This is a genomic window from Winogradskya humida, assembly GCF_016862215.1.
GTDB lineage: Bacteria > Actinomycetota > Actinomycetes > Mycobacteriales > Micromonosporaceae > Actinoplanes > Actinoplanes humidus.
In genome coordinates this window covers 38,704-63,407 of record NZ_BOMN01000041.1, presented here as the reverse complement: position 1 = coordinate 63,407, position 24,704 = coordinate 38,704, and the positions used below count along the sequence as shown (strand labels likewise).

29 protein-coding genes are annotated in these 24,704 nt (G+C 69.1%); 15 read left to right on the top strand and 14 right to left on the bottom strand.

What is annotated here, in order from left to right:
* Positions 1 to 17 precede the first annotated feature (17 nt).
* Genes Ahu01nite_RS17635 through Ahu01nite_RS17625 form a run of 3 tightly spaced genes read left to right on the top strand, consistent with a single transcriptional unit; the run spans position 18 to position 1,889 of the window.
* Positions 18 to 929: a GIY-YIG nuclease family protein gene (locus tag Ahu01nite_RS17635; RefSeq protein WP_203837630.1), complete on the top strand. Its 912-nt coding sequence runs from the start codon at positions 18 to 20 to the stop codon at positions 927 to 929.
* A gap of 11 nt (positions 930 to 940) precedes the next feature.
* Complete coding sequence (locus Ahu01nite_RS17630) at positions 941 to 1,381, top strand: nitroreductase family deazaflavin-dependent oxidoreductase (RefSeq protein ID WP_203837629.1); 441 nt, start codon at positions 941 to 943, stop codon at positions 1,379 to 1,381.
* 31 nt (positions 1,382 to 1,412) lie between these two features.
* Positions 1,413 to 1,889, top strand: a complete 477-nt coding sequence (locus Ahu01nite_RS17625) for a macro domain-containing protein (RefSeq protein WP_203837628.1) — start codon at positions 1,413 to 1,415, stop codon at positions 1,887 to 1,889.
* Here Ahu01nite_RS17625 and Ahu01nite_RS17620 read toward each other — a convergent pair.
* The gene (locus Ahu01nite_RS17620; RefSeq protein WP_203837627.1) at positions 1,874 to 2,716 is read right to left on the bottom strand and encodes a helix-turn-helix transcriptional regulator; all 843 of its coding nucleotides are present in this window, start codon (positions 2,714 to 2,716) and stop codon (positions 1,874 to 1,876) included. The genes Ahu01nite_RS17625 and Ahu01nite_RS17620 overlap by 16 nt on opposite strands.
* 85 nt (positions 2,717 to 2,801) lie before the next feature.
* On the opposite strand from Ahu01nite_RS17620, the gene Ahu01nite_RS17615 reads away from it, so the two are divergent.
* Positions 2,802 to 3,545, top strand: coding sequence for an SDR family NAD(P)-dependent oxidoreductase (locus Ahu01nite_RS17615; RefSeq protein ID WP_203837626.1), 744 nt, complete (start codon positions 2,802 to 2,804; stop codon positions 3,543 to 3,545).
* Between the two features lie 109 nt (positions 3,546 to 3,654).
* Entirely contained in the window at positions 3,655 to 4,794 is a 1,140-nt protein-coding gene (locus Ahu01nite_RS17610; RefSeq protein ID WP_203837625.1) for a DUF5925 domain-containing protein, read from the top strand.
* Here the strand turns inward: Ahu01nite_RS17610 and Ahu01nite_RS17605 are convergent.
* Positions 4,774 to 5,361: a TetR/AcrR family transcriptional regulator gene (locus tag Ahu01nite_RS17605; RefSeq protein WP_203837624.1), complete on the bottom strand. Its 588-nt coding sequence runs from the start codon at positions 5,359 to 5,361 to the stop codon at positions 4,774 to 4,776. The genes Ahu01nite_RS17610 and Ahu01nite_RS17605 overlap by 21 nt on opposite strands.
* A 69-nt stretch (positions 5,362 to 5,430) precedes the next feature.
* On the opposite strand from Ahu01nite_RS17605, the gene Ahu01nite_RS17600 reads away from it, so the two are divergent.
* On the top strand, positions 5,431 to 6,045 hold the full coding sequence (locus tag Ahu01nite_RS17600) for an NAD(P)-dependent oxidoreductase (protein WP_203837623.1): 615 nt from the start codon (positions 5,431 to 5,433) through the stop codon (positions 6,043 to 6,045).
* Here the strand turns inward: Ahu01nite_RS17600 and Ahu01nite_RS17595 are convergent.
* Positions 6,039 to 6,548, bottom strand: coding sequence for a MarR family winged helix-turn-helix transcriptional regulator (locus Ahu01nite_RS17595; RefSeq protein ID WP_203837622.1), 510 nt, complete (start codon positions 6,546 to 6,548; stop codon positions 6,039 to 6,041). The two genes, Ahu01nite_RS17600 and Ahu01nite_RS17595, sit on opposite strands and share 7 nt — an antisense overlap.
* Before the next feature lie 80 nt (positions 6,549 to 6,628).
* Between Ahu01nite_RS17595 and Ahu01nite_RS17590 the strand changes: the two genes are divergently transcribed.
* Positions 6,629 to 7,888 carry an MFS transporter gene (locus Ahu01nite_RS17590; protein ID WP_203837621.1) on the top strand — a complete coding sequence of 420 codons (1,260 nt, stop codon included), beginning with the start codon at positions 6,629 to 6,631 and terminating at the stop codon, positions 7,886 to 7,888.
* Here the strand turns inward: Ahu01nite_RS17590 and Ahu01nite_RS17585 are convergent.
* From Ahu01nite_RS17585 to Ahu01nite_RS17565, 5 genes are all read right to left on the bottom strand, one after another.
* Positions 7,783 to 8,976 (bottom strand): adenylosuccinate synthetase, encoded by a 1,194-nt coding sequence (locus Ahu01nite_RS17585; protein WP_203837620.1) that lies wholly within the window; start codon positions 8,974 to 8,976, stop codon positions 7,783 to 7,785. The genes Ahu01nite_RS17590 and Ahu01nite_RS17585 overlap by 106 nt on opposite strands.
* Entirely contained in the window at positions 8,973 to 9,923 is a 951-nt protein-coding gene (locus Ahu01nite_RS17580) for a hypothetical protein (RefSeq protein ID WP_203837619.1), read from the bottom strand. The genes Ahu01nite_RS17585 and Ahu01nite_RS17580 overlap by 4 nt, the downstream gene beginning before the upstream one ends.
* 10 nt (positions 9,924 to 9,933) lie before the next feature.
* Positions 9,934 to 10,911, bottom strand: coding sequence for a protein kinase family protein (locus tag Ahu01nite_RS17575; protein ID WP_203837618.1), 978 nt, complete (start codon positions 10,909 to 10,911; stop codon positions 9,934 to 9,936).
* The gene (locus tag Ahu01nite_RS17570) at positions 10,908 to 11,660 is read right to left on the bottom strand and encodes an NUDIX hydrolase (protein WP_203837617.1); all 753 of its coding nucleotides are present in this window, start codon (positions 11,658 to 11,660) and stop codon (positions 10,908 to 10,910) included. The genes Ahu01nite_RS17575 and Ahu01nite_RS17570 overlap by 4 nt, the downstream gene beginning before the upstream one ends.
* Before the next feature lie 87 nt (positions 11,661 to 11,747).
* The gene (locus Ahu01nite_RS17565; RefSeq protein WP_239158948.1) at positions 11,748 to 13,460 is read right to left on the bottom strand and encodes an ATP-binding protein; all 1,713 of its coding nucleotides are present in this window, start codon (positions 13,458 to 13,460) and stop codon (positions 11,748 to 11,750) included.
* A gap of 138 nt (positions 13,461 to 13,598) precedes the next feature.
* Here Ahu01nite_RS17565 and Ahu01nite_RS17560 point away from each other — a divergent pair, with 138 nt between their 5' ends.
* Positions 13,599 to 13,778: an antitoxin gene (locus Ahu01nite_RS17560; protein ID WP_203837615.1), complete on the top strand. Its 180-nt coding sequence runs from the start codon at positions 13,599 to 13,601 to the stop codon at positions 13,776 to 13,778.
* 102 nt (positions 13,779 to 13,880) lie between these two features.
* On the opposite strand, the gene Ahu01nite_RS17555 is transcribed toward Ahu01nite_RS17560, so the two are convergent.
* Together Ahu01nite_RS17555 and Ahu01nite_RS17550 are read right to left on the bottom strand one after the other, a co-directional pair.
* Entirely contained in the window at positions 13,881 to 14,666 is a 786-nt protein-coding gene (locus Ahu01nite_RS17555) for an SGNH/GDSL hydrolase family protein (protein ID WP_203837614.1), read from the bottom strand.
* Positions 14,667 to 14,915: 249 nt separating this feature from the next.
* Positions 14,916 to 15,206: a DUF1540 domain-containing protein gene (locus tag Ahu01nite_RS17550; RefSeq protein ID WP_203837613.1), complete on the bottom strand. Its 291-nt coding sequence runs from the start codon at positions 15,204 to 15,206 to the stop codon at positions 14,916 to 14,918.
* A 228-nt stretch (positions 15,207 to 15,434) separates the two neighbouring features.
* Between Ahu01nite_RS17550 and Ahu01nite_RS17545 the strand changes: the two genes are divergently transcribed.
* From Ahu01nite_RS17545 to Ahu01nite_RS17535, 3 genes are all read left to right on the top strand, one after another.
* The gene (locus tag Ahu01nite_RS17545; protein WP_203837612.1) at positions 15,435 to 16,541 is read left to right on the top strand and encodes a glycoside hydrolase family 26 protein; all 1,107 of its coding nucleotides are present in this window, start codon (positions 15,435 to 15,437) and stop codon (positions 16,539 to 16,541) included.
* Positions 16,542 to 17,099: 558 nt separating this feature from the next.
* Complete coding sequence (locus tag Ahu01nite_RS17540) at positions 17,100 to 17,576, top strand: glycosyl hydrolase (RefSeq protein ID WP_307794529.1); 477 nt, start codon at positions 17,100 to 17,102, stop codon at positions 17,574 to 17,576.
* 150 nt (positions 17,577 to 17,726) lie between these two features.
* Entirely contained in the window at positions 17,727 to 18,893 is a 1,167-nt protein-coding gene (locus Ahu01nite_RS17535) for an IPT/TIG domain-containing protein (RefSeq protein ID WP_203837610.1), read from the top strand.
* Between the two features lie 151 nt (positions 18,894 to 19,044).
* On the opposite strand, the gene Ahu01nite_RS17530 is transcribed toward Ahu01nite_RS17535, so the two are convergent.
* Positions 19,045 to 19,758 carry a hypothetical protein gene (locus Ahu01nite_RS17530; protein ID WP_203837609.1) on the bottom strand — a complete coding sequence of 238 codons (714 nt, stop codon included), beginning with the start codon at positions 19,756 to 19,758 and terminating at the stop codon, positions 19,045 to 19,047.
* Positions 19,759 to 19,919: 161 nt separating this feature from the next.
* Between Ahu01nite_RS17530 and Ahu01nite_RS17525 the strand changes: the two genes are divergently transcribed.
* Genes Ahu01nite_RS17525 through Ahu01nite_RS17510 form a run of 4 tightly spaced genes read left to right on the top strand, consistent with a single transcriptional unit; the run spans position 19,920 to position 22,419 of the window.
* Entirely contained in the window at positions 19,920 to 20,744 is an 825-nt protein-coding gene (locus Ahu01nite_RS17525; RefSeq protein ID WP_203837608.1) for a patatin-like phospholipase family protein, read from the top strand.
* 54 nt (positions 20,745 to 20,798) lie between these two features.
* The gene (locus Ahu01nite_RS17520; RefSeq protein ID WP_203837607.1) at positions 20,799 to 21,398 is read left to right on the top strand and encodes a sulfite oxidase-like oxidoreductase; all 600 of its coding nucleotides are present in this window, start codon (positions 20,799 to 20,801) and stop codon (positions 21,396 to 21,398) included.
* The gene (locus Ahu01nite_RS17515; RefSeq protein WP_203837606.1) at positions 21,368 to 22,141 is read left to right on the top strand and encodes a ferredoxin reductase; all 774 of its coding nucleotides are present in this window, start codon (positions 21,368 to 21,370) and stop codon (positions 22,139 to 22,141) included. The genes Ahu01nite_RS17520 and Ahu01nite_RS17515 overlap by 31 nt, the downstream gene beginning before the upstream one ends.
* Positions 22,138 to 22,419 (top strand): DUF6510 family protein, encoded by a 282-nt coding sequence (locus Ahu01nite_RS17510; protein ID WP_239158914.1) that lies wholly within the window; start codon positions 22,138 to 22,140, stop codon positions 22,417 to 22,419. Before Ahu01nite_RS17515 ends, Ahu01nite_RS17510 begins: the two co-directional genes overlap by 4 nt.
* Positions 22,420 to 22,501: 82 nt before the next feature.
* On the opposite strand, the gene Ahu01nite_RS17505 is transcribed toward Ahu01nite_RS17510, so the two are convergent.
* From Ahu01nite_RS17505 to Ahu01nite_RS17495, 3 genes are all read right to left on the bottom strand, one after another.
* Positions 22,502 to 22,888, bottom strand: coding sequence for a hypothetical protein (locus tag Ahu01nite_RS17505; RefSeq protein ID WP_203837605.1), 387 nt, complete (start codon positions 22,886 to 22,888; stop codon positions 22,502 to 22,504).
* Positions 22,889 to 22,951: 63 nt separating this feature from the next.
* Entirely contained in the window at positions 22,952 to 24,061 is a 1,110-nt protein-coding gene (locus Ahu01nite_RS17500; RefSeq protein WP_203837604.1) for a CpaE/TadZ family protein, read from the bottom strand.
* Complete coding sequence (locus Ahu01nite_RS17495) at positions 24,054 to 24,704, bottom strand: hypothetical protein (RefSeq protein WP_203837603.1); 651 nt, start codon at positions 24,702 to 24,704, stop codon at positions 24,054 to 24,056. Before Ahu01nite_RS17495 ends, Ahu01nite_RS17500 begins: the two co-directional genes overlap by 8 nt.

The window sequence follows — 24,704 nt, the reverse complement described above, 5'->3', positions numbered from 1 at the left end:
CGGCGGATACTGTCGCGATGGGTCCGCAGATTCGCCGTACGATCTCCGCTCTGCCCGCCGCGCCGGGTGTCTACCGGTTCCGCGACGAGACCGGGCGGGTGCTCTACATGGGCCGCGCCACCGAGCTGCGATCGCGTGTGGCCTCGTACTGGGGCGAGCTGCGGGATCGGCGGCACCTGCGCCGGATGGTGCCGCGGATCACCCGGATCGAGGCGATCAGCTGTGACTCAGTTCACGAGGCGGCGTGGCTCGAGCGGAACCTGCTGGAGGAGTCGAAGCCGCGGTGGAACAGGACCCGCGGCGGGCAGGAGGTCCCGGCGTACCTCATTCTCGACGCGCGCGCTGCCACGGCCGGCCTGCGCCTCGTGCACGTCCCGGAACCGCAGGTGGCGGGGGTTACGCGGTTCGGGCCCTATCTGGGCGGGGTGCGGACCCGGCTGACGGTGAGCGCGCTGCATCGGGTGCACCCTCTCGCGTACACAAGAAGCGGCCTGACCGGTGCCGAGCGTGACCTGGCGGCAACGCGGGGAGTAACCATCGCCGACCGGGAGAATCTGACCCAGGCCGTCGCGTCGGTCCTGCTGCGCGATCCGGTCGCGGTCGCTGCCGCCCAGGAGACACTGCTGTCAGTACGCACCAGAGCTGCCGATTCGCTGGCGTTCGAGCTGGCCGGCCGGATCACCGAGGAGCTCCGCGCCCTGGACTGGGTGACCGCCCCGCAGCGGGTGACGAGCGACGAGGCCGGTGACTTCGCCGTGCGCGGCTGGGCGGACGGCGTCCTGGTCTCGTTCACCGTCCGTGCGGGACGGGTCCGTACCTGGACGCAGCGTCACACCACCCGCCCCGCCGCCGAGGGCCCCGCGGGTTGGCAGGAATTCGCCGAGCGGAATGCCGCCCTGGCTGCTTTGCTGGACAGAGCCGACAGTTAGGGAGCACCATCATGCCGTTGACCGGCGAGTACGAAGCAAGCACCTCGGACTGGGCCCGCGAGCAGGCGGAGAAGTTCGAGGCCTCCAACGGCGCGCAGGCAGGCGATCTGCGGGGCATGCCGATCATCCTGCTCACCTCGGTGGGCGCCCGCAGCGGCAAACTCCGCAAGACCCCGCTGATGCGCGTCGAGCACAACGGCGAGTACGCGGTGGTCGCCTCGCTGGGTGGCGCCCCGAAGCACCCGGTCTGGTACTGGAACCTGGCCAAGAACCCGCACGTCGAGCTTCAGGACGGCGCGGAGAAGCACGACTACGAGTCCCGCGAGCTGAGCGGCGATGAGCGTGCCGTGTGGTGGGAGCGTGCCGTGGCGGCATACCCGCCGTACGAGGAATATCAGACCAAGACCGACCGCATCATCCCGGTTTTCGTTCTGACACGCATCGAGGGCTGAAACTGTCGTACCCGGCTGGGATGCTTTCCCCGTGAAGGCGTTGAAGGTGATCAAAGGGGACGCGACCAGCCCCCAGGCGAGCGGGCCCAAGGTCATCGCGCACTGCTGCAACGACATGGGCGGGTGGGGCAAGGGCTTTGTGCTCGCCCTGTCGAAGCGGTGGCCGGAGCCGGAGGCCGACTACCGCCGCTGGCACCGGGAACGGTCGGGCAACGACTTCGGGCTCGGTGCGCTGCGGCTCGTCGCGGTGCGGCCGGATACCTGGGTCGCCAACCTGATCGGGCAGCACGGCACGAGACGGGGCAGCGCCGGGCCACCGATCCGCTACGACGCGGTCGCGAAGGGTCTGATGGCTCTCGGCGACGAGGCGCTGCGACTGCGGGCGAGCGTGCACATGCCCCGGATCGGCTGCGGGCTGGCAGGCGGCAAGTGGGAGCGGATCGAGCCGCTCGTCGTCGAGTCGCTGTGCGCGCGGGACGTCCCGGTGACGGTTTATGACTTCGACTGAGCAACGCCGTAGGAAGCGAGCAAGGGCAGCGCTCTGGCGGTCGGGGAGTCCGGCTCGGTCGTGTAGACGATCAGGCGCTGCTCGGGGTCGTGCGGGGGCATGACCGATTCGACCGCGAAGCTCAGAGGTCCGGCGACGGGGTGGGCGATGCGCTTGACCACCGATGCGTAGGCGAGGATCCGCTGGTCCTGCCACCAGTCATCAACCTGGCTGTCGGTCTCGCGCAGTTTCGTGATCATCCGTCGCAGCCGGGCGTCGTGGGGACGCTCACCGGCCTCCCGGCGTAGCCCTGCCACCGTGGCGGAGGCGAAAGCGGCCCAGTTGACGAGCCGTTCGCGGGCCAGCGGGTCGGTGAACATGAACCACGTGAACGAGTCACCCGGCTCGAACGACCGGCCCAGCACGGCGTGCAGCAGGTGGTTGCTGGCCAGGATGTCGCCGCGGTGGCCCAGCATCAGGGCGGGCAGATGGTCCAGCGCGGTCATCAGCCGGAGCATCCCCGGGTCGGCTCGCTGCGGAAGGTCGGCGCTGCCCCGGGGCGCTCCCGACGGCGCGGCCAGCCGGCGCAGATGGTCCTTCTCGACGCCGGTCAGGCGCAGTGCCCGGGACAGCGCGTTCAGCACCGCGTCGGAGACGTTCTGCTGGCGGCCCTGTTCGAGCCGGCTCAGGTAGTCCGTGCTGACCCCGGCCAGATAGGCCAGCTCGTCGCGGCGCAGCCCGGGCACGCGGCGCGGGCCGGGGAACGCCTCCATCCCGGCCTGGGCGGGGCTGATGCGGTCCCGCCGGGCTCGCAGGAACTCGCCCAATTCGCTGCGCCTGACTGCCATCAACCATGATTAGCACGTGATCCCGGGGCCTGGGTGGCACTGCCGTGCCCAGTCGGAAACCCGCCGCCGGACGCAGGCTGGATGCATGACAACCACACCGCAGACCGCCGTCGTCACCGGTTCCACGAGTGGCATCGGCGCGGCCACCGCCCGCGCTCTGGCCGCCGCCGGGACCACCGTCGTCGTCACCGGCCGGGACAAGTCCCGCGGGGAGGCCCTGGCCGCGGAGATCGGGGGCATCTTCGTCCCCGCCGACCTGGGCGGCACGTACGCCGGCCTGCGCTCCTTCGCCGCCGCCGCCCGCGATGCCCTGGGCGGCCGGGTCGACATCCTGGTCAACAACGCCGGCGTCTACCCCGTCACGCCGACCGCCGACCTGCCCGACGCCGAGCTCGACCGGATGCTGGCCATCAACGTCCGGGCCCCGCACGTGCTGGTCGCCGAGCTGGCCCCGGCCATGGCCGAGCGCGGCCACGGCTCCATCGTCAACATCGGGTCGTGGATGTCCCGGGTGGGCGTGCCTTTCGGGGCGGGCTACACGGCGTCGAAGGCGGCGATCGAGCAGTACACCCGCACCTGGGCAGCCGAGTACGGGCCACGCGGGGTCCGCGTCAACACGGTCGCGCCCGGCATCACGCTGACGCCGGGCAACGAGTACGCCCAGGACGTGGTCGACGCGCAGGCCAAAGCTACGCCGGCGGGCGTACCGGTCAAGCCGGAGCAGGTGGCCGCGATGGTGGCCTTTGTCGTCTCCGACGCGGCGTCCGGGATCAACGGGGCCACGCTGGACGTCGACGGCGGCCTGACCGCGACCCGCCTCGTGTGGTAGCCCGCGATCACACGATGGGAAGGGCGAAGGCCACGGACGACGGTCCCGTTAGAACCAACTAGGTGAAAAACGGGGTGCCGCGCCCGGCAACAGAGCGGATCATCAGGTGATGCGCGCCCCCCATCAGCCCCTCGACCGGCTCGCTCCGCCGATTGACAGTCCGGGCCGGGGTGCGCCCCTCTCGCTGCCGCTGACCGGTTCCGTCGACGACGGTGACCGGCTGGTGGATGTGGTCGACCTGCTCGCGCTCGATGCGTTCGTCACCGGGCGCGAGCCGTACGGGCGCACGTCGTACCTCGAGAACGTGCGGGCCGATGCCGCGCTGACCACCGAGGACGCCCGCGTGGTGCGGGACGCGCTCGAGGAGGACAGCCACGGGCGGTTGTCGATCGGCGAGGGCTGGACGCTGCACGTGACCCGGTGGAAGCAGAGCCGCCGGGCCCGGGTCACGGTGACCGCGGTGAGCTCCGAGCTGGCCGAATCGGTGCTGGCCTCGGCGGTCGTGGATGCGGTGGAGGAGGCCGAACCGGCTGCGGACAGCGTACCCATCGGATTCTGGCATTTCGGGCCGCACGGGCCGCGACGGGCGCAGCGGGAGATCGACGCCGCGCCCTGGGAGAGGATCCGGGCCAACTACTCGGGGGCGGTCGGGCGCACCCTGGACCGCCTGATGACCCTCGACGGCTCGGTGGTCAACGGGCGGCTCCTGCTGCTGCACGGCGAGCCGGGCACGGGCAAGACCACCGCGCTGCGTGCCCTCGCCCAGCAGTGGCGCTCGTGGTGCCAGGTCGACTGCGTGCTCGACCCCGAGCGGCTGTTCAGCGACCCGGCATATCTGATGAGCGTGGCGCTGGGCAGTGGCGACGACGACGAACCGCGCTGGCGGTTGCTCATGCTCGAGGACTGCGACGAGCTGATCAGCGGGGAGGCGAAGGCGAGCGCCGGTCAGTCGTTGTCGCGGCTGCTCAACCTCACCGACGGGCTGCTCGGGCAGGGCCGCAACGCGCTGATCGCCATCACGACCAACGAGGACCTGACGTCGCTGCACCCCGCGGTGGTCCGGCCGGGGCGGTGCCTGGCGAGCATCGAGGTGGGGCGTTTGCCGTACGGAGAAGCCGTCGCCTGGCTCGGCACGTCGAAGGGCGTCGGGCCCGACGGCGCGACCCTCGCCGAGCTGTACGCGCTCAGGACCGGCGCCCAGCCCGTGACCGTCCCCCCGATCCCGCCCTCAACCGGGATGTACCTCTAACCCCCTGATCACGGTCCGGGCGAACGACCGGGCGGCCGCTTCGTCGTCACGGCGGTCGGACCAGTCCATGAGCCCGAGGAAGGCGTGCTGCATACACGCTCCGACGAGCAGGGCCGCAGCCGCGTAGACGTCGGAGTCCGCGGCGATCCGCCCGGCAACAGCCTCGCGGCGCAGGTAGCCGATGACCGCCTCGTTGACCATGTGCGGCCCGCCACCGTGTTTGTGCAGCCCCTCCTTGTGCCCGCGCAGGATCGCCCGGTCGGAGAAGATCGACGCGAGCATCGGGAAGTTCACGGAGAAGAAGGCGATCGCCGCGCCGGCCACGGCGACGAGCCGCTCCTCGAGGTCGCCGGTGGTGTCCTCGAGGGCCTGCCCCAGCTCGGTGAATCCGCTGTTGCGTTCGCGGAGCACGGCCAGCATCAGGTCGACCTTGTCGGCGAAGTGCTTGTAGAGGGTCGCCTCGGAGAACCCCGCCGTCGTCGCGATCTGCCTGGTGGTGGCGTTGGCCAGGCCGCGGTCACGGATGACGGCGGCGGCCGCGTCGAGGATGACGTCCCGGGTGCTCACCCTTGACAGGTTAGTGAACGCTCACCATCCTGACGAGATAGTGAGCGTTTACTAACCAGGGGGCACCAGATGCGCATCACCGTTTTCGGAGCCACCGGCGGTACCGGCCGCCAGGTCGTCGAGCAAGCTCTGGCCGCCGGTCACGAGGTGACCGCCGTGGTGCGCGCGGGCGGCGACATCACCGCCACGGAGGTCTTCCGCGCCGACCCGACCGACCCCGTCGCGATCGAGTCGGCAGTGAAGGGCCGCGACGCCGTCATCTCGGCCCTGGGCCGTCGCCCCGGCGTCGACACCCCGATCTGCGCGCCGGGCGCGGCGGCCATCATCACCGCGATGCGCGCGACGGGTGCCCGCCGCCTGCTGGTCGTCACCGCGTCCGGGCACGTCGCCGACGCGAACGACGGGCCGGCGATCAGGCTGTTCAAGCCGGTCCTGCGCCGTTTCCTGCGGGCCTCGTTCGAGGACTTCGCGGTGACCGACGCGCTGGTCGCCGCCAGCGGCCTGGACTGGACGATCCTGCGGCCGCCGCGCCTGACGAACGGGGGCCACAAGCGGTACCGGACCGAACTCGACCGCACCGTCCGGGGTGGCGGCACGATCTCCCGGGCCGACCTGGCCCACGCCCTCCTGGAAGCAGCACAGAACCCGGCGACGATCGGTCACGCGATGGCAGTCGGCTACTGATTCTCCTGCTCGAAGGACAGCATCACCTTGCGGAGCATGGCGTTGAGCTGCTTGAGCTCGTCGACGCTCAGCGCTTTGAGCAGCTCCCGGTCGCGGGCCATGCCCGCGTAGATGTGCTCCTCCCACTTCGCACGCCCGGCCGTCGTCGGCCGCACGATCACCCGGCGGCGGTCCGACGGCTCGACCTCCCGGGTGATCAGCCCGGCCCGGTCGAGCCGGTCGAGGCGGGCCGTCATCGCCGCCCGGGTCACGGTGGCCGCCTCGGCGAGCTGCGCCGGGGTCGCCTGGACCGGCGACGGCTGGACCATCAGCGCGTGCAGCGTCAGGTAGTCCTCCCGCGTGAAGTCGGGATCGGTGAACGCCGCGACATCGCCGCGCTGGGACCGGCGCTGGATGTACTTCATCCGGACCAGCGCGCCCTCGATCTCCGGCGCGACCTCGGGATTGCCCTCCCAGAGCCGAGACCAGCGGTGCACGTGATCGTCGATCTCGTCGCGAGCCATGTCCACCATCATGCCAGATATCTGTCAAGCATCAAATAATTCATTGCCGAATAGTTCGACGCCGAACTACTCTATCGGGCATGACCGATTTCCGGCTCACTGATTTTCGGCTGCTCGCCACCGGCATGTCCCTGTCCTGGCTCGGCAACGGCTTCCAGACCATCGCGCTGGCCGTCGCCGTCCTGATCAGCGGGGGCAGCGCCGGCGATCTCGGGCTCGTGATGGCCTGCTCGGTGCTCGCGATGCTGGCCTGCACCCTGTTCGGCGGCGTCTGGGCCGACCGGGTGCAGCCGCAGCGCGTCATGGTGGCCTCCGACGCTGTCCGGTTCGTCACCACGGCCGCGATCGCGGTGATGTTCGCATCGGGGTCCTATCACCTGCCGCTGCTCTGCGCGCTCGCCGCGGTCTCCGCCGGTGCCGGGGCGTTCTTCGAGCCGGCGATGACCGCGCTCAAGCCGATGCTGGTCGACATCACCCGCCGCCAGCACGCCAACGCGACGCTGAGCCTGCTGCAGACCGGTTGCCGGGTGGCCGGGCCGGCGCTGGGCGGGCTGGTCGTGGCGCAGTTCGGGGCGAGCACCGGGTTCGCGGTCAACGCCGCCAGCTTCGTGGCCTCCGGGGTCGCCGCGCTGCTGATCCGGGCGCGGACCGTCCGGGTGCCGGGCGAGGGGATGCTCCGGGAGCTCGGCGCGGGCTGGCGGGAGATCCGGCGGCGCGACTGGCTGCTCTCCGGTGTGCTGGCGGCGACCGTCTATCACGTGGCCAACGGCATCCTGCTGGTGCTGGTCCCGGTGCTCGCCATCGAGCGGCTGGGCGGGGCGCACGCCGCCGGCTTCGTCGCGGCGGCCGAGGGGCTCGGCGGGGTGATCGGCGCGGCGATCGCGTTGCGGTGGCGGCCCGCCCGGCTGTTGTATGCGGGCTGGCTCACCCTGCTGGTGATGCCGCTGTGGGCGCTGGCGTTCGTCTGGCCGGGCACCCTGACGGCGGTGCTGGCCGGTGCGGTCATCGGCTATGCGGGCCTGAACTTCTACGGCGTGGCCTGGGAGACGGCGATCCAGGACCACATCCCGCACCACCTGCTCGCCCGGGTCGCGTCGTGGGACATCCTGACGTCGCTGCTGGCGATGCCGGTGGGCAACGCGCTCGCCGGTCCGCTGGCCGCGGCGCTGGGCACCGACCGGATCCTGACGCTGAGCGCGCTGGTGCTCTTCGGCTCGGCCCTGATCCCCCTGGCCTATGCGGGCACCCGCACGTTGACCCGCCTGGGGCCCCAGGATTCGAGCAGCACCGGCGCCCCGAGCAGCGAGCCGATGTCGGCGGCCCAGTCGTCCGGGCGATAGAGCACACCGGGCCGCTCCCGCATCAGCAGCGAGGTCAGCCGTTCCTGATAGGCCAGATCACGGAAAGGACCGGGGCCGAGGTGGTCCAGCGTCGAGTACGAGGTGCAGATGCGCAGTTCCGGGCAGCGTGCCGGGGCGTCGAGGTGGGTGACAGCGAGCCCGTCGACGCCACCGGCCACCTCGACGGCGTACCGGTGGGCGACCGCGTCGAAGTGGCCGACCCGGAAGGAACCCTGCCACTCCCCCACGCCGTTGTGCGCCTCCGGCAGGTCGAGCGCCGCCTCGGTGACGAACGGTCCGGCGCCGTGCCGCGTCGTGTAGGTGCGGACCACGCCGAGCCGCTCGAACGAGTCGCAGAGCGCTGCCACGTTGTCGAAGGTCGTGGTGGACCACGTGGTGAAGGGGTGCCAGCCGCGCCACTCGTCGAGCAGCACCCCCTGCGCGCCCTCGAAGACACACCGCCCCTCGCTCAGCAGCCGCTGCTCGAACCCGGGAGCGACGATCGAGACCGCCGCCCCGAAGGCACGGAACGCGGCGACGACGTCATCCAGCGGCGGGGCGTCGAGCGGGCCGAACTCAGCGGTCAACGCGGAGCGGACGGCGGCCAGCTTGCGGGGCAGGGCGGCGGAGAGGACGTCGGCGACGCGGGGCGCGTCGGCGTGGCTCTGGGCGTACTCCATGGTCTGCCCGATGCCCATGCCGCACGAACCGTGCCGTCCCGGGCCGCGCCGCTTCTCCCTGGCCTGGTTGGCGGCCCGGTGCCAGGGCGTGGCGAGCAGCGCGTCGCCGTCGACGGTGAGCAGGTGGAACGGGTTGCCGAGCGCGGCGGCCTCGGCGGCCAGCGCGAGCGGGTCGACCACCACGAAGCGGGTCAGGTGGGTGGGCACCCCGAGCAGGGTGCCCGCCCCGAACTGCGCGAACGTGTGGTGCCGCCCGTCCGCGGCGATGACGTTGTGGGCGGCCTGCGCTCCCCCGTTGAAGCGCAGGACCGCTCGCACGTCGCCGGCGGCGCAGAGGGCGTCCACCACCCGCCCCTTGCCGGCGTCGCCGTAGCCGAGATCGACCACGGCGACGTGATCCGCACTCACAGCCGTTCGTTCCCCGTGCCCGCGCTGCCGGCAGTCAACGAAGAACGCACCACGGCGCCCAGCGGTGTGAGCGCTTTAGCCACCGACGCCCCGGCCGCCGAGCCCACGTCGACCAGGTCGGCGAGCCCCTCGTCCAGGTCGATCCGGTCCTCGCCCAGCCCGACGGTGAGCGCGATCGTCTCGCAGACCGCGTCGAGGTCGTCCAGCTCGATGACCTGCTGGCCGAGCAGCCCCCGCCAGTAGCCGAGGATCTCCTTGTCCCCGCCGTAACTCGCCGCCGACGGCAGGATGTAGTAGACGTCGAAACTGCGCTGCAACTCGGCGACCATGGCCTCGACCCCGATGGGCTCGCGCAGGGTGTCGCCGATGAACCGCTTGACCTCCTTGGGCTTGACCGTGCCGTAGGGCATCTCGTCACCGATCAGGAAGAGGTAACCGCGACGCCCCCGCTTCTCCACGCTGTCCGTGCTGGTGTGCCGGGCCATGAAATACATGGCCAGCTCGTACGACTCGGTGCGCTGCCCGCCACCGCCGCCCTCGAGCACGATCCGGGCCAGGTCCTCGTCCATCCGGTTGTCCGACTCGAACTGCCCGACCTGCAACGGCACCCGGTCGCAGGTGGCGTCGCCGACCGCGCCGAACATGATGTGCGGGTCGGTGGCGTAACCCTTGCGGGTCAGCAGGCCCAGCAGCTGCGGGAGCTTGGCCTGCAGGGTGCGCGGGACCGAGCCCATCGAGCCGGTCACGTCGAAGAGGACGGCGATCGGGGTGCTCTGCGGATGTTCCGCGCTGTCGCGGCTCTCCCGCTTGCCGACGTTCATCGGGTCGAGGGCCTCGTGTGCTTTGCGGGCGCCGCTGTCGCTGTAGGCGAAGGCGCTCGTCCCGGTCGCGGCGCGGTAGTTCGCGGCGGCCGAGTAGACATCGGTGGACCAGCGTCCACTTCCCATGGTGGTCTCCTTACACAGAGGCCGGCAGCGCGAAGGGGCGGAACCGGCGGGGGCCGTAGAGGTCTTCGAGCAGCTCGTCGAGCTCGGCGAGCAGGTGCCACGCGTCCTGGGGACGCATGCGCGGCGCGTCGTATCGGCAGCCCGCGGCGAAGCGGCGCATCGCGGCGGGCGGGTCCTGGATCAGCCGCAGCATCAGCCCGGTCGCCATGAAGATGTCGGTGGCGGCGGTGGCCGGCTGCTTGGCCAGGACCTCGGGGGGATAAGCGGACCGGTGCCGCGCCACGACCGCCGGGACGGTGCCGCCCGCGGTGACGCTGTAGCACCAGTCGACGAGCACCACGCCGTGCTCGCCCGGATGGATGAGGACGTGCTCGGGCAGCACCGCGCCGTGCACCAGCCCGGCCCGATGTGCCCAGCCGAGCCCGGTCAGCAGCCGCCGCCACATCCACGCGACGTCACGCGGGTCGAGCCGGCCGGTCAGCCCGGTCAGCGGCACGAAGCCGTCGAGCCGTCGCAGGATTGCGGCGCTGCGCCGCGTACCCACATTGTCCTGATGGGTGAAGCTTTCGATCAGCCGCGGAGCATAAGCCCGGTAACGCGGATCACCGTCACGCGCCAGCGTCTCCAGCGCCCGGGACTCGGCCCGCATCAGGTCGTTGTCGCCGGCCGACCGTGGCAGTTTGAGCAGCTTGTCGTCGTCAAGCGCGATCAGGTCGGCCAGATCCCCGCTCGCCACGCTCGCACCGATGCGGTAGGTCGCGCGCTTGGTGGTCAGGCTCCGGTCCTGCTCCCACAGCACGGAAAGCTTGGCGGCGGCCCGCGTCGCACTCCCGCCACGACCCGCGGGTGCGGCATCCGGATGCACAATCTTGACCATCATTTTGTACGCCCGGCCGCGCTCGACACCCGCAAGCAGCGGATCGGAGAGTAGCTCGAGGAAGGAATCCGAGCGCTCGATCACCGCGACGGCGTCCTCGAAGGACATCATCGAACGTCCTCCTCCCTCGTCGGCCGCAGCAGCGCGGGGTGCAGCAGCCGCGCGTCACCGGCCCGATAGAGCTTGGGTTTCGGCCCGCCGCGCTCCCCGGCCCGCGCGGCGGTCTCCCCGGTGCTCTCCACGAAGCCGGGCACGGAGAGCGCCTTGCGATGGAAGTTGCCGGGGTGCAGCTCCTCGCCCCAGACCGCCGCATAGACGGCCCGCAGCTCGGCGATGGTGAACTCGGTGCCGACGAACGCGGTGGCGAGCGGCGTGTACTCGAGCTTGGAGCGGGCCCGGTCGAGCCCGTCGGCCAGGATCGCCGCGTGGTCGAACGCGAGCTCGCCGACCTCGTCGACCGGCATCCAGAACGCGCCGGCCGCATCCGTGCCGGCGCGCGGGTCGGGCAGGCTGGGCGCGAACGCCAGGTAGGCCACCGAGAAGACGCGCATCCGCGGATCCCGGCCCGGGTCACCGTACGACCGGAGCTGCTCGAGATGCACCCGGTCCAGCTCGCCCTCGCCGGGGCGAAGCCCGGTCTCCTCCCCGACCTCGCGCAACGCCGCCGCGTCGAGCCCCTCCTGCTGCACGAACCCGCCGGGCAACGCGTTCCACCCGGCGTAGGGGTGACCGCCCCGCTCGACGAGCAGCACGTGCAGCCGCCCGTCCCGAATCGTCAGGGCAACCACATCGACCGTGACGGCGACGGGCGCGTAGGCACCCGGGTCGTACCCCTCAAGGAATTCCTCTTCGCCCGTCACGGAAGCTCCCGGTAGTTCTCTAGATGAGTAGTTCTCGATCTGAGAAGAACTTAACTCATTCTCAACCCGAGCACAACCCCTCGTCGCCTACCGGAAGCTCTTACTTTCGCGATAACTCGGGGCCGCGGGCAGGAGGCGATCCAGGGTCGCCAGCAGCTCCCGCACGGCAACCGGCTTGGTCAGGTACGCCGTCACGCCCGCCTGCCGGAGCTGCTCGATGTGATGCGCGGTCGCGTCCGCGCTGAGCGCCACCACCGGGATGTGACTGGTCACCGGGTCGGCCCTGAGCAGCTCGAAGACCTCGTCGCCGGACATGTCGGGCAGATGCAGGTCGAGCAGGATGAGATCGGGCACGTGCTGCCGCGCGAGGTCCAGCCCGACCGAAGCACGCTCCGCGGAGATCAGCGTGATCGTCGGCCGGTGCGCCAGGATGTCCTCGACCAACCGAATATTGCCCAGCACATCCTCGACGTAGAGCACCTTGGCCGGCCGGGTGGTGCCCTCGGGAACGAGCCGCCCCTCCCCCGCCTCATGGTCACCCGGGATCGCGACGGCTAGCGGCAGGACGACCCCGAAGGTGCTGCCCTCACCGAGCTCGCTCGACACCTCCAGCCGCCCCGCCATGCTCGTCGTGAGATGACGGGAGAGGGACAGGCCAAGCCCGGTGCCCTGAAAGCCGGCCTTCGCGGCGTCGAGCCGCTCGAATGGCGTGAACAGCACCTTGAGGGATTCCGGGGCCATGCCACGGCCACTGTCGATGACGCTGATCCGGAACTGCTCACCCGGCTCCGGCTCCACGGCGATCGTGACCGTGCCGGTCGGATGGTTGTACTTGATCGCGTTGGAGAGCAGGTTCATCAGGACCTGACGCAGGCGCTGGCGGTCGGCGGCGACACACCAGTCCCCAGGAATGTCCGGCGCCTGGTTCAGCCGGATGTCCGCAGCATCGGCGATCGGGCCGACCAGGTCGAGCACCTCGACCAGCAACGCGCGGATCGGGACCGGTTCCACCGCCAGGTTCAGGTTGCCACCCTCGATGCGGGCGATATCGAGCACGTCGTCGAGCAGTGCCAGCAGGTGACTGCCGGCACTGTGGATCATGCCTGCCCAGGCGCGATAGCCCTCTTCGAGCTCGCTGAGCGTGAGCAGCTCACTGAAACCGAGAATGGCATTCAGCGGCGTACGCAGCTCGTGGCTCACCCGCGACAGAAACTGGTTCTTCGCGTCGTCGGCAGCTCGCAGCGCCCCGTTCGCCTCGTGCAGCGCCCTGTTGGCCTCGTGCAGTTCGTGCGAACGGCGCAGGATCTCGGCCTGCATCCGCTCGGTGTGCTCGCGCAGCTCGTCGGTCTCCTGCTGGGCGCTGTCCCCGTGCTGCTGCAGCGCCACGAACTCGCTGACATCCTCCACCTGGTGGATGATGTACCGCACCTGACCGTCCGGCCCGAGAACCGGGTTGTTGCGCGGGCTCCAAAAACGGGTCTCGAAGCCGCTGCCGTCCGAGCGTTCCACGTCGTACTGCTGCACCGCCATCGTGTCCGGCATCCGCGACGCGATGACCCGCTCCAGCGAGGCCCGCAGGTTCGCCGTGCCCGTGGCATCCGGGTCGTCGGGGTTGTCCGGGAAGACGTCGAAGAGATGGCGCCCGATGACCTCCTCGCGCACGGTCATCGTGGCATTCAGATAGGCATCGGTGACCGCCCGGAGTCGCAATTGGGGGTCCAGGACCAAGTAGAGCCCGGGCGCCGACTCGAACAGCACCTTGAAGACGTCCACACTCAGGGTATCGGGCGTTTCCGGCATACCGGTCACCCCGTGAGCGTACCGGTGCCGCCTGCATCCCTGGGCCGGAATGCCCGCGGTGCAGCCCATGGGGCCCCTGAGGTTTCTGAGCCCGCTCACCGGGCAGCCCATAGTCGTTCCCTACGAAAGGACCACGCCATGGGCTTCCTTGACAAGGCCAAGGATCTTGCCGACAAGCACGACGAGCAGGTCGACCAGGGCCTCGAGAAGGCCGGCGACCAGGTCGACCAGCGCACCGGCGACAAGTACTCCGACCAGATCGACAAGGGCGTCGACCAGGCCCAGGCCCGCACCGGCGCCGGCGACACCCAGCAGTAGGCACTCTCCAAGACTCCGGAACAGCGCAACAGGTTGGCTCCGGAACGGCCCGGCGGTTGATCAACCGCCGGGCCGTCTTTGCTGGAGGTGAGGACGGCGGGGTCAGGCCAGCGCTGCGGTGAGCGCGGGCAGGTAGCCGTACCGATAGCCATTGGCCGTGGGGTGGAAGGAGTTCGTGGGCGGCAGGACAGTGAGCCCGTGCAGCCAGGGGCTCGCACCGCAGATGCCGTGACCGGCGAACTCGTCCGTGACGTCCGACCAGGTGAACCCGGCCGCCTGAGCGTAAGCCCTGATCGCCGCATTGAGCTCGCGCGCACCCTTGTTGATGGATTTGCGCTTGGGAATGCTCATGCCCGCGAAGCCGCACGACGCGGCCGCCTCGTCGAACAGGATCGGGTATCCGAGGACGACGACCGTGGCGTTCGGCGCCTTGGCCCGGATCTCCGCGTACGTAGCCGTGAACTTGGCCGGCATCTCGTCCCGCAGGTATTCCAGCGACTCGTCGACCTTCGCCGCACAGGCACTGTCGCCGACAAGCGTGCAGGTGATGATCGTAGGGGCAAAACCGACGTCGTTGCCGCCGATGGTCACGCTCACCAGATCGGTGGCAGCGGTCAGCGCGGAGAGCTGCGACGAGCGCAGGTCATCCGTGGTCGCACCGCTGCACGCCACCGACTTGTAGGTAGCGGGATCGTTCGCGGCGGCCCACAGCCCCGGGTACGCGTTCGAGCTGCGCAGACAGGTGCCGCTCTGGCCGGGCGCACCCACCCCGGAGGAGTACGAGTCGCCGAGCGCGACGTAGTCCCAGTCGGCGGGTGCAGCGGCGTGGGCGGCCGTGGGGATCAACAGGATGATGGCGGCGACGAGGACGGGCACGAGCCTCTTCATGGGGTGGCCTCCGGATCCGCGGGGGGACGGGGGCCGGAGCTCCGGTTACCGAAGAGTAAGTGAACGCTGCCCCGAAAGAAACCGGTGACACTCGCGTAACATCATAGTAACGTGTATCAATGTCTGCCCGTAACGATCTGCCGGCACGGAAAAGGCCGCCACCCATAGCGGGGTGACGGCCTGCTCGCGATTAGGCAAGCCTTACTTAAAGGCAGGGCTTACTTAAAAGGCAAGGCTTACTTAAAGCTATTAGCTTGCCGAGAAAGTCAGACAGTCGGCGCGGTCCGCGGCAGCGCCCACGGTGATGGCCGGAGCGTGACACTCGAGGTCGGTGTTGTGCACACACTCGGCGCGCTTACACGCACCCACCTGCGCCATCGCCTGGCCCATGCCACCCCGGTCGCCCGAGTCGTCGAACGTGTCGCACTCCGAGCTGGAGCGGCCGATCGTGATCGCGAAGGCCGTGCAGCCGTCGTGGTTGTAGCCGCAGCCACTTACCGTGCAGGCCTGCACGCGCGGCATCTCCATCATCTGGGTCATGACATTGCCTCCTTGTCTCGCGACCTTTGTCCCGACCGACGATAAACCATTACCGTGGATGGCGCGCGCTCCGGGGTAATACATTTTCGAGGTTTTACAGAATAGGTAAGGCAACAATTACCGGGCTTTAGGTAAGGCAATCCTCAGTGTTTGGCAAGCCGCGGCGGACGGGGCCCTGCGGCTGTCATACTCAGACAAAACGCCACGAAAGCCCGGAGGGTGGAGCGCATGGCCGAGGGTGGGATCCGCAGCCGCCGGTCGCTGCTGCTCATCGCGTTCGCCGCGGTCGTCGTGGCCGCCGGCGTGATCATCGGCATCATCACCTCGGGCGGCGACGATGACCCCGCGACGCCCACAGCATCCGCGTCCACCTCGGCCGCCTCGGCCACAGCCCGGTCGGCGAGCCAGATGATCGCCCTCCCCCGCGTCGACGGCACCTGGCCGGGCACCCACGGGCTGTCCGGCGTCAACGGCAGCCCGGACCTGGACGCCACCAGCGTCAACGCGTTCTGCAAGGCGCGCGGGCGGGCATGCACCGTCGCGCAGACCTACACCGACCGCACCTCGTGGCAGTCGATGACCGCCGGCAGCGACTGGACGTTCGATAATTTCGCCGGCTTCGACGGCGTACTCGTGGTGTCGCAGGGCCTGGTCCCGATCGGCGCCAGTGCCGACCTGGCCACCTGCGCCGCCGGCGACCACGACTCGGACTGGCAGAACTTCGGCACCCTCATGCGTACGCACGACCGCGCCGACTCCGTGGTCCGGCTCGGCTGGGAATTCAACGAGCAAACCTCCCCGTGGCGCGCGGACAACCAGGCCGATTGGATCAGCTGCTATCGCAAGGCCGCCGACAACATCCGCGCCACCAACCCCTCAGTGGTCCTCGACTGGACCATCAACGCCCACAGCACAGCGAGCACGGTATGCGGCGGCGTATCGACGAATTGCTACCCGGGCGACGATTACGTGGACATCATCGGCATCGACAACTATGACCATTATCCGTGGTCGCCCACCGCCGCCGACTTCACCGCCACTGCCACGAAGGCTGAGGGGTTGACGTGGTTGTACGACTTCGCGCGTACCCATGACAAGCTTTTCTCAGTCGGCGAGTGGGGCGTGACACCGGCCGGCGACGCAGGCAAGGAAAACCCGGACTTCGTAACCTGGATGCATTCCTGGTTCGCGGCGCACGCGCAATACCTGGCGTACGAGGCCTACTTCTCCGACTGCGACTCGAGCGGCATCCAGTCCAGCCTCTACCTGACCACCTCGAACTGCACCCAGAACCCGTCCTCAGCAGCCCGCTACACGACCCTCTTCGGCGAATAGACTTGCCCGAACACCGGCGCCGCGGCCGGCGAGCGCCCCTGATCGCCGCCGGGGCAACCCTGCTGGTCCTCATCGGCCTGGCCATCGCCTTCACCACCACCTCGGACGACGACGAACCCGCCGCCGCCCCTGCGGTTTCAGCTTCGCCCTCCGCCTCGGCCTTTTCCCTGGGCCCAGCCATGACCGCGTTCCCGTCGCCGTCACCGTCGCCACCACCTGCCGACCCGCGCTCGGCCCGGCAGATGCTCGCGCTGCCCCGCCCGAACGGCACCTGGCCGGGCACCCACGGACTGTCCGCCGTCAACGGCGACCCATCCCTCGACACCCCGAGCGCCAGGGCGTTCTGCACCGCCCGCGGCCGCCCCTGCACGGTCGCCCAGACCTACACCGACCGAAGCTCCTGGTCAGCGATGACCGCCGGCACCGGCTGGACATTCGAGAACTTCGCCGACTTCGACTGCGTACTCCTCATCTCGCAGGGCCTGGTCCCGGACGGCGACCAGGCAGACCTCGCCGCCGGCCACCTGGCTCAACTGCTACCACCGAGCCGCCGACAACATCCGCGCCGCCAACCCCTCGGTCCTCTTCGACTGGACCATCAACGCCCACGACACCCCCGAGGGAGTCTGCGGCGGCCTCTCCACCAACTGCTACCCGGGCGACGACTACGTGGACATCGTGGGCATCGACAACTACGACCATTACCCCTGGTCCCCCACGGCCTCGTCCTTCGACCGGACCGCAGCGGCCCCAGAAGGCCTGACGTGGCTGTACAACTTCGCCCGCAAGCACAACAAGCCGTTCTCGGTCGGCGAATGGGGCGTCGTCCCGACCGCCGACGCCGGCAAAGAGAACCCGAACTTCATCACCTGGATGCACTCCTGGTTCGCGACGCACGCCCAGCGCCTGGCCTACGAGACCTACTTCTCCGACTGCGGCTCCGGCGGCGTCCAATCCAGCCTCTACCGCACCGACCCCACCTGCACCAGAAACCCCGCCTCAGCGCACCGTTATGCCTCCCTGTTCGGCGCTTAGGGTGCATTTCCACTGAACTTCGTCACTCTCCGCAATACACCGCATACACCAAGTTACGCTCCCTCACGAGAAGGCCCGACGATGGTTCTCACGCGCGGGCCCACCCAAACCCAACCGACGCGGTCACTGATGACCGTAGGAGGACCTCGCATGAGCAAGTCCCACTCCACCCCGCGCCGGCGCTTGCTGCGCGCGGGACTCGCCACAGCGGCGATCACCACCCTGGTCGTAGCGGCAACAGCCCTGCCCGCCCAGGCCGCCATCGCGCCGTTGACGCTCAGCTCGACCGCCGGCCCGAGCACCGGCACCAACACGATCACCGCCACGTCGACGGCAGCCGCCAACTGGCTGAACGGCGTCACCACCCCCGTGGCCACCTTCTCCATCCCGGCCTGCCAGACGACGTACAACACCACCGCCAGCACAGCGGTGACGCCGGCGTCGGCGACCGCCGGTAACGTCCTCGTGGCGTCGATCAACAAGATCTCGAACACCAAGGCGTCGATCCTGGTTCCCTCCTTGGCGCCGATCGTGCCGAGCGGGGCCACGTCGACCAAGTACAACCTGTGCGTCTACGCCAGCAGTTCGGCGACCGCCGCACAGATCGGCTCCGCGACCTACACCGTCGCCCTCGCCGTGGGCCTCACCTCGGGCGCCATCAGCCCGGCAAGCGGCCCGTCCCTCGGCGGTAGCACCATCACCGTCACCGGCACGAACTTCCCGACCACAGCGGGCTCGATCAGCGGCACGCTCGGCGGCACGGCTCTGACCAACGTCACACCGGTCAGCGCTACCAGCTTCACCGCGACCACTCCGGCGCACGCACCCGGTGCCGTCACCCTGTCCGTCACGACCGCGGCGGGCACGAAGAACCTCGCGACCGCGTTCACCTACGCCAACGGCGTCACGGTGACACCGAACACCGCTCCGCAGACCGCCACGGCGACCTACGTGGACGTCCTGGGCGCGGGCTTCCTCACGCCGACCTTCGGCATCGCAGCGACCAACGGCCGCGTGTGGCTGGTCGATGGCGCCTACGACCCTGCGTCGTCCGGATCCACGTACACCACCGGTCCGATCGCGGAATGCACCGGCGTCGTGGTCATCAGCGACAACGAGCTGATCTGCTCCTTCAACTTCAACACGGGAGCACTCACCGAGGCGTCGGCCACGGCCAACTCCGGTACGCCGCAGGTGCCGAACGGCACCTACACCGTCACGGTGGTCAGCAACGGTGACGCGGGAGCCTCCGGCATCACCGGCTACTCCGCGTCGGACATCTCCAGCGGATCGACGTTCACCGTCGCGCCGTACTGATCCTTCTGAGCACCACCCGAACGGCATCACCTGAATGACAGGGCGGCCGGGAGCATCTGCTCCCGGCCGCTTCGCATGAACGGTGCGGGAACGAAAGAACGGCCGGGGGCAATGCGCCCCCGGCCGTTTTCGCCCTGCTCACGGTCAATACTCAGGAGATGGCGTTCCACTCCTTGTTGAGCGCCGCGATGCTCTTGTCCGTGGACGGCTTACCGTCGAGGTTCACGGCAACGGTGTAGGCGCTCTTCGAGGCGCTCGTCCGCCAGCAGACGAGCAGGGTCGGTTTGTCCACGACCGGAGCGCCCGCGCTGAACTGGAACTTCTGGGTGCATCGCGCGTCCCCGACGACCTCGCCCTCGTCAGCCACCCAGGAGAGCTCCCGCTGGCCGCTGAGGTCCTTCTTCGCCGAGACGACCTTCAGGGTTTCGCGGTCCTTCTTGAGAACCCCGGTGGCCTGCACCTTCAACTCGGAGTCCTTGACCGGGACCGCCGGCTGATTGAGCGGCCGACGCACCTGGTTGTTGGGCTGCCGAGCGGCCTTGCGGACCGCCTCGATCTGCTCCTTCACCGAAGCGGGACTGGTGGTGACCTTCGCCGCCGGTGCGGCCGAGGCGGATTCGGACGCCGCGACCGAAGCCGGTGCGGACTCCGAGGCTGACGGCTCAGCCGTGGCGATGTCTCCGGTGACCGCTGGGCCGACCGGGGCCAGGGCCGCGGTGTCGCGGGGTTCGGTCTTGTCGTTGTCGGTGAGCTGGGAGGTCACCAGGAAGGCGCCTACTCCCAGGGCGGCCAGGCCGGCGACTCCGGCGACTGCTTGCTTGCGGCGACGGGGGCGGCTGGGGGCCGCGGTGGGTTCTTCGCGCATGCTTTGTCATTCCTTCGCAGGTCTCGACTGGGTCGGCCCGCGGGCGCGGGCGGCAGGCCCCGAGCGTCCATGGTCGCAAACTAACGGACAAAACGGGCCAAAACCTAGAAGCTGAGCGGTGGCATGCATGCCCGGAAGCCGAAGCGGTCAATAGTGGGCGCATGGTGAAGCGTGCGGTTGTGCTTGGTGGGGGTGGCGTTACCGGCGTCGCCTGGACGATGGGGATGGTTTACGGGCTGGGCGAGCGCGGATTGGACCTCACGACCGCCGACCTGTTCGTCGGGACCTCGGCCGGATCCGTCGTCGCCGCGCAGCTGACCAGTGGCACCCCGGTTGGCGAGCTCTACGCGCACGAGCTGGCCGACACCACCGGTGACCGCAACGCCGTGATCAACACCCGGGTGCTCGCGGGCTTCGTCATCGCTTCGTTGTGGCCTGGCGACGACGCGAAGGGCCGCGCCTGGCTCGGCCGGGCAGCGCTCAAGAAGCAGACCGTCCCCGAGTCGGAGCGCCGCGCGGCCATCGCCATGCGCGTGAAGGGCGATGCCTGGCCCGAGACTCTCCTCAAGGTCCCCGCCGTGGACGCCGAGACGGGTGCGGTGCGGGTGTTCGATCGTGACAGCGGGGTCTCGCTGATCGACGCCGTGGCCGCGAGCTGCGCCGTTCCCCTGGTCTGGCCGCCGATGACTGTGGACGGCCGGCGTTACGTGGACGGCGGGGTCCGGTCGGTCGCCAATGTTGATCTCGCAGACGGCTACGAGCGGGTGGTGGTCATCGCGCCCAGTACCGCTGCGGTGAAGCGGAAGGATAAGCCCGGTCACCAAGCAAAAGCTCTCCATAAAGACAGCGTCGTGATCAGTCCGACCGATGCGGCGCTCACCGCCATCGGGCGTAACCCGCTGAATCCGGACCGGCGGGCGCTCGCTGCGGAGGCTGGGCGGGTGCAGGCGGCGGCGGAGCTGGAGCGCGTACGGGAGGTGTGGTGAACGGCTCGGTTGTTGGGCTGTTTCTGGGGTTGGTCATCGGGTTTACTGCTCTGCATGAGCATTATCAACGCCGGGTTCGGCGGGCGGCGCCGGTCCTCGCGGCCTGATCTGCCGCCGGGGCAGTATCTGACCGAGGATTTCCCGGTGCTCTCCGCCGGGCCGACGCCGCGTATTCCGCTCGATCGGTGGAGTTTCACGATCACCGACGAGGCCGGTAAGAAGACCAGCTGGAACTGGGACGAGTTCAACGCCCTGCCGCAGGAGGACTTCACGGTCGACATCCACTGCGTGACCAAGTGGTCCAAGCTGGGCACGACGTGGCGTGGCGTCGCGATCGACACGCTGTTCGAAAACATCGAGTCGGCGGCCGACTTCACGATGGTCCACGGCTATGGCGGCTACACGACCAACGTGCCGCTGGAGGATCTGGTCGACGGTAAGGCCTGGGTGGCGCACACGTTCGACGGGGAGCCGCTGCACCCCGAGCACGGTGGGCCGGCCCGCCTGGTGGTGCCGCACCTCTACTTCTGGAAGTCCGCGAAGTGGGTCAACGGCATCGAGATGCTCCCGCAGGACGAGCCCGGTTTCTGGGAAGAGGCCGGCTACAACATGTACGGGGACCCATGGCGCGAGCAGCGCTACCAGGGCGACTGAGGTGGCGGGTCGCCACCGTGGCCGAGTCCCGGTGGGAGACCCCCTCCGCCCGCACCCTGGTTCTTGATGTTCCCGACTGGCCCGGTCACCTGCCGGGTCAGCATGTCGACGTGCGACTGACCGCCCCCGACGGCTACTCCGCCCAGCGCAGCTACTCCATCGCCTCCGCCTGGCCAAAAAGCGGCAGCGAGGGCGGAAGCGAGGGCGGCAATGTCGAGCTGACCGTGCAGCGGGTCGAGGACGGCGAGGTCTCGTCATACCTGGACGACATCCTCGAGGTCGGGCAGCCGATCGAGCTGCGCGGCCCGGTCGGTGGCTGGTTCGTGTGGCGTGACGAGCCCGCGCCGGTGCTGCTGCTCGGCGGCGGCTCCGGGGTGGTCCCGCTGATGTCGATGATCAGGGCACGCGGTGACGTGCGCGGCAAGCAGCCCTTCCGGCTCATCTACTCCGTGCGCACCCCGCAGGACGTCCTCTACGCCGACGAGCTGAAACGCCGGGTCCGCGACGATCCGGGCCTGGACGTGCACTTCGTCTACACGCGTGAGGCGCCCGAGGGCTGGCCCGAGAAGCCGGGCCGGATCAACGTGCCGACGCTCAACACGCACGGCTGGCCGCCGGACTTCGCCCCCGACGTCTTCATCTGCGGGCCGACCCCGTTCGTGGAGACCGCCGCGGACATCCTGGTGGCTCTGGGCCACGACCCCAAAAAAATCAGAACAGAGCGATTCGGGGGTACGCCGTGAGCGCCGCCAACGAGCTCGACGGCAACGCCATGGCCGGCGACCTCGGAGAGATCTTCGCCGTCGACGTCACCCAGGCAGTGGCGACCTGCGCGGGCTGCGGCCACCCGACCGCGCTGGCCGCCCTCACGCTGTGGGGTCCCGCGATGGGATCGGTCGCCCGCTGCCCCCACTGCGAGGACGTCATCCTCCGCTTGACCCGCACCCCGGGCCAGGCCTGGCTCGACCTCCGCGGCGCCGTCACCCTCCGCATCCCCATGCCCCCGGACGACCCGCAGTAAGCGGCCAGGCCGCGCCCGGGCAGCAGCGCGGCCAGCCCGGAGTAAGCGCGGCGCGGCCGAGCTGAGGTGGGCTGTGGCGGCTTCAGTTGCGGAAGGTCCGCCGCAGCCGATCGGCGAGACCGAGCGGTCGCGGTGGGGCGCTGACCCGGCCGCCGCCCGTGCGGTTGACCGGGCTGGAACGACCGATCGGCTGGTCGTAGTCCGCGCCGGCGATGGCTGTGATGATCTGCTCGTCGCCGAAATTCTCCGAGCCGGGGATCGACGGCACGAAGCCGACCAGGACCCCGTCCCGCATGATCTGCGCCTCGAGCCCGGCGGTGCCGTCGTTGTCCCAGATCGCCTCGCGACCGTCGGGCAGCACAACCCGGATCCCGTACTGAGTGATGCCGGCATGCGGCAGCTTGACGTGCGCGAAGACGTTGCGGTCCCGCAGCGAAGCAACGACTCGGGTGGCTCGTTCCTCTTCCATGCCCCCGACGCTAGCCCGCCAGACTGAGCACCCGCTGAGGAAGAGCTGTGCCCATGGTGAACCTCACCGGTGGGCCGTCCTGTCGGCGCGGCGCGGGCTGAAGGCTTTGAGGTACCTGCCGATCAGCCATCCGACAGCCCGCCGGCTCGGCTCCGCGCCCGCCGCCACACCCAGCAGCACCATGGCGGTCAGCCCCAGGCGCAGTTGGAGCAGGCCCAGGCCGGTGCCGAATACCTCGCTGAGCAACATCACCGTGGCAAGCGTGACCAGCAGGACGCTGAGCAGGATGCCGCCACGGCTGCTCTCGGGCGCGACAGTGTCGAGACCGTCGTAGTCCTTCTCGCTCCACACCTGGCCGGTGGGGCGGGGCACGACTTCCGGGTAGGCCTTGCTCAGCGCCTCTTGGACGTGAACGGCGAAGGCAGAACCCTGCCCCGGCAGATCGCCGATCAAAAATGACCTGGTGGCGGCGAAGTCGAACGGAATCGCGACCAGAAACTGTGAACCGAAGTCGCCGGCGCCCGCCCGGATCACCGCCTCGGGGTTCGAGTAGACCTTGTTGATGATGAAGCCCCGCAGCTTGTGGACCAGGTCCAGGTCGCTGAGCGTGTCGACAAGATGCCGGGATGCCTGGAACGAGGTCGTGTCGCTCTCGACGATGAGGAAGATGTCGTCGACGGCCTGACAGACCGCGATCGACTCGTCGTCGATCCCGCCTCGGCAGTCGACCACCACCAGTGGATTCTCGACCATGAGTTGTTCGACGACAGAGCTTATCCGGAAGGCGAAGTTCGGTCGCTCGTGGTTGTCGCGCAGGGCCCGGGTGATCCTTCGATGATCGCCGAGGGGCAGGAGCGAGACCGATTCAAAGAAGTCGGAGCGAGCGGAACGGCCGATAATCGGCTGCACATAGGCTGCCGGCGGCTCGGGGCTCGGCCGGAGCAGCAGATCGGACAGGCCCTTGCGAATATTGCGCACGTACTTCAGACCGAGATAATAGGACAGACCCGCCGTGCCGACATCCGCGTCCACGAGGCACACCTCGTGGTATCTGCTCAGAATTGACGCCACTTCGGCGGCGATCAGCGTTTTTCCGGAACCGCCCTTACCCGATACGAAGGCCATGCCACGCGGCAACTCGGCGGACGATCGATAGCGGCCCAGCTCAGTCATTCCGGCTCCCTGCATTCTTCTGCGGGTCGTCCTTACGCAATTGCTCGATCAATTCTTCGTGTTCTTTGATCACCGGGTCGGGCCGGATCCGGCGGAGCTGGCCGAACCCCTTCGACACCAGCAGGATCGTCGTGGAGACCAGCACGGACAGGAACGACGAGAACGTACAGATCGAGTTGAACTGTCCGGGGTCGACACCGAACTCTCGTTTGAACAGCAGGTAGGTGTCCTCGCCGAAGAACGCGCCGACCAGAAAGAGGTCGATGATGAACAACGCGACGCCGAGGAGCACCTCCTCCTTCTTCGCAGAGAACTTCAGCACCGGAGGGACCCTGATCCGGAAAGAATCGTCATCCTGACCGTCGAGCTTGAAGAGCTGACCCAGCAGCTTGCCACCCGCGATCACGGCGATCGGCATGAGGATGACCCAGGAAAAGATGAACCTGACGCTGATCGACAACCATTCCGGCACCTCGGCCGCAGCCTGAGCTGCTTGAGGCCGGAGCGAAGAAAGGCTCTCTCGTAACGGCGTCAAGCTGATCACGCCTCCTCGGTGGACATCGAGGAAGAGTAACGCGTGGCGACCCGGCTGAACGCCGCCGGAACTGTTCGGCGGTGGTTTCGGAACGATCGGCCGGAGCAC

Coding starts and splice junctions, on each gene's coding strand:
- Ahu01nite_RS17550 (WP_203837613.1), bottom strand. CDS start 15,206: ATGACCCAGATGATGGAGATGCCGCGCGTGCAGGCCTGCACGGTAAGT.
- Ahu01nite_RS17575 (WP_203837618.1), bottom strand. CDS start 10,911: ATGATGTCCTTCGAGGACGCCGTCGCGGTGATCGAGCGCTCGGATTCC.
- Ahu01nite_RS17560 (WP_203837615.1), top strand. CDS start 13,599: ATGGGCTTCCTTGACAAGGCCAAGGATCTTGCCGACAAGCACGACGAG.
- Ahu01nite_RS17545 (WP_203837612.1), top strand. CDS start 15,435: ATGGCCGAGGGTGGGATCCGCAGCCGCCGGTCGCTGCTGCTCATCGCG.
- Ahu01nite_RS17615 (WP_203837626.1), top strand. CDS start 2,802: ATGACAACCACACCGCAGACCGCCGTCGTCACCGGTTCCACGAGTGGC.
- Ahu01nite_RS17635 (WP_203837630.1), top strand. CDS start 18: ATGGGTCCGCAGATTCGCCGTACGATCTCCGCTCTGCCCGCCGCGCCG.
- Ahu01nite_RS17600 (WP_203837623.1), top strand. CDS start 5,431: ATGCGCATCACCGTTTTCGGAGCCACCGGCGGTACCGGCCGCCAGGTC.
- Ahu01nite_RS17580 (WP_203837619.1), bottom strand. CDS start 9,923: ATGGGAAGTGGACGCTGGTCCACCGATGTCTACTCGGCCGCCGCGAAC.
- Ahu01nite_RS17610 (WP_203837625.1), top strand. CDS start 3,655: ATGCGCGCCCCCCATCAGCCCCTCGACCGGCTCGCTCCGCCGATTGAC.
- Ahu01nite_RS17565 (WP_239158948.1), bottom strand. CDS start 13,460: ATGCCGGAAACGCCCGATACCCTGAGTGTGGACGTCTTCAAGGTGCTG.
- Ahu01nite_RS17620 (WP_203837627.1), bottom strand. CDS start 2,716: ATGGCAGTCAGGCGCAGCGAATTGGGCGAGTTCCTGCGAGCCCGGCGG.
- Ahu01nite_RS17520 (WP_203837607.1), top strand. CDS start 20,799: ATGAGCATTATCAACGCCGGGTTCGGCGGGCGGCGCCGGTCCTCGCGG.
- Ahu01nite_RS17590 (WP_203837621.1), top strand. CDS start 6,629: ATGACCGATTTCCGGCTCACTGATTTTCGGCTGCTCGCCACCGGCATG.
- Ahu01nite_RS17555 (WP_203837614.1), bottom strand. CDS start 14,666: ATGAAGAGGCTCGTGCCCGTCCTCGTCGCCGCCATCATCCTGTTGATC.
- Ahu01nite_RS17535 (WP_203837610.1), top strand. CDS start 17,727: ATGAGCAAGTCCCACTCCACCCCGCGCCGGCGCTTGCTGCGCGCGGGA.
- Ahu01nite_RS17525 (WP_203837608.1), top strand. CDS start 19,920: ATGGTGAAGCGTGCGGTTGTGCTTGGTGGGGGTGGCGTTACCGGCGTC.
- Ahu01nite_RS17505 (WP_203837605.1), bottom strand. CDS start 22,888: ATGGAAGAGGAACGAGCCACCCGAGTCGTTGCTTCGCTGCGGGACCGC.
- Ahu01nite_RS17595 (WP_203837622.1), bottom strand. CDS start 6,548: ATGGCTCGCGACGAGATCGACGATCACGTGCACCGCTGGTCTCGGCTC.
- Ahu01nite_RS17530 (WP_203837609.1), bottom strand. CDS start 19,758: ATGCGCGAAGAACCCACCGCGGCCCCCAGCCGCCCCCGTCGCCGCAAG.
- Ahu01nite_RS17515 (WP_203837606.1), top strand. CDS start 21,368: ATGGCGCGAGCAGCGCTACCAGGGCGACTGAGGTGGCGGGTCGCCACC.
- Ahu01nite_RS17500 (WP_203837604.1), bottom strand. CDS start 24,061: ATGACTGAGCTGGGCCGCTATCGATCGTCCGCCGAGTTGCCGCGTGGC.
- Ahu01nite_RS17630 (WP_203837629.1), top strand. CDS start 941: ATGCCGTTGACCGGCGAGTACGAAGCAAGCACCTCGGACTGGGCCCGC.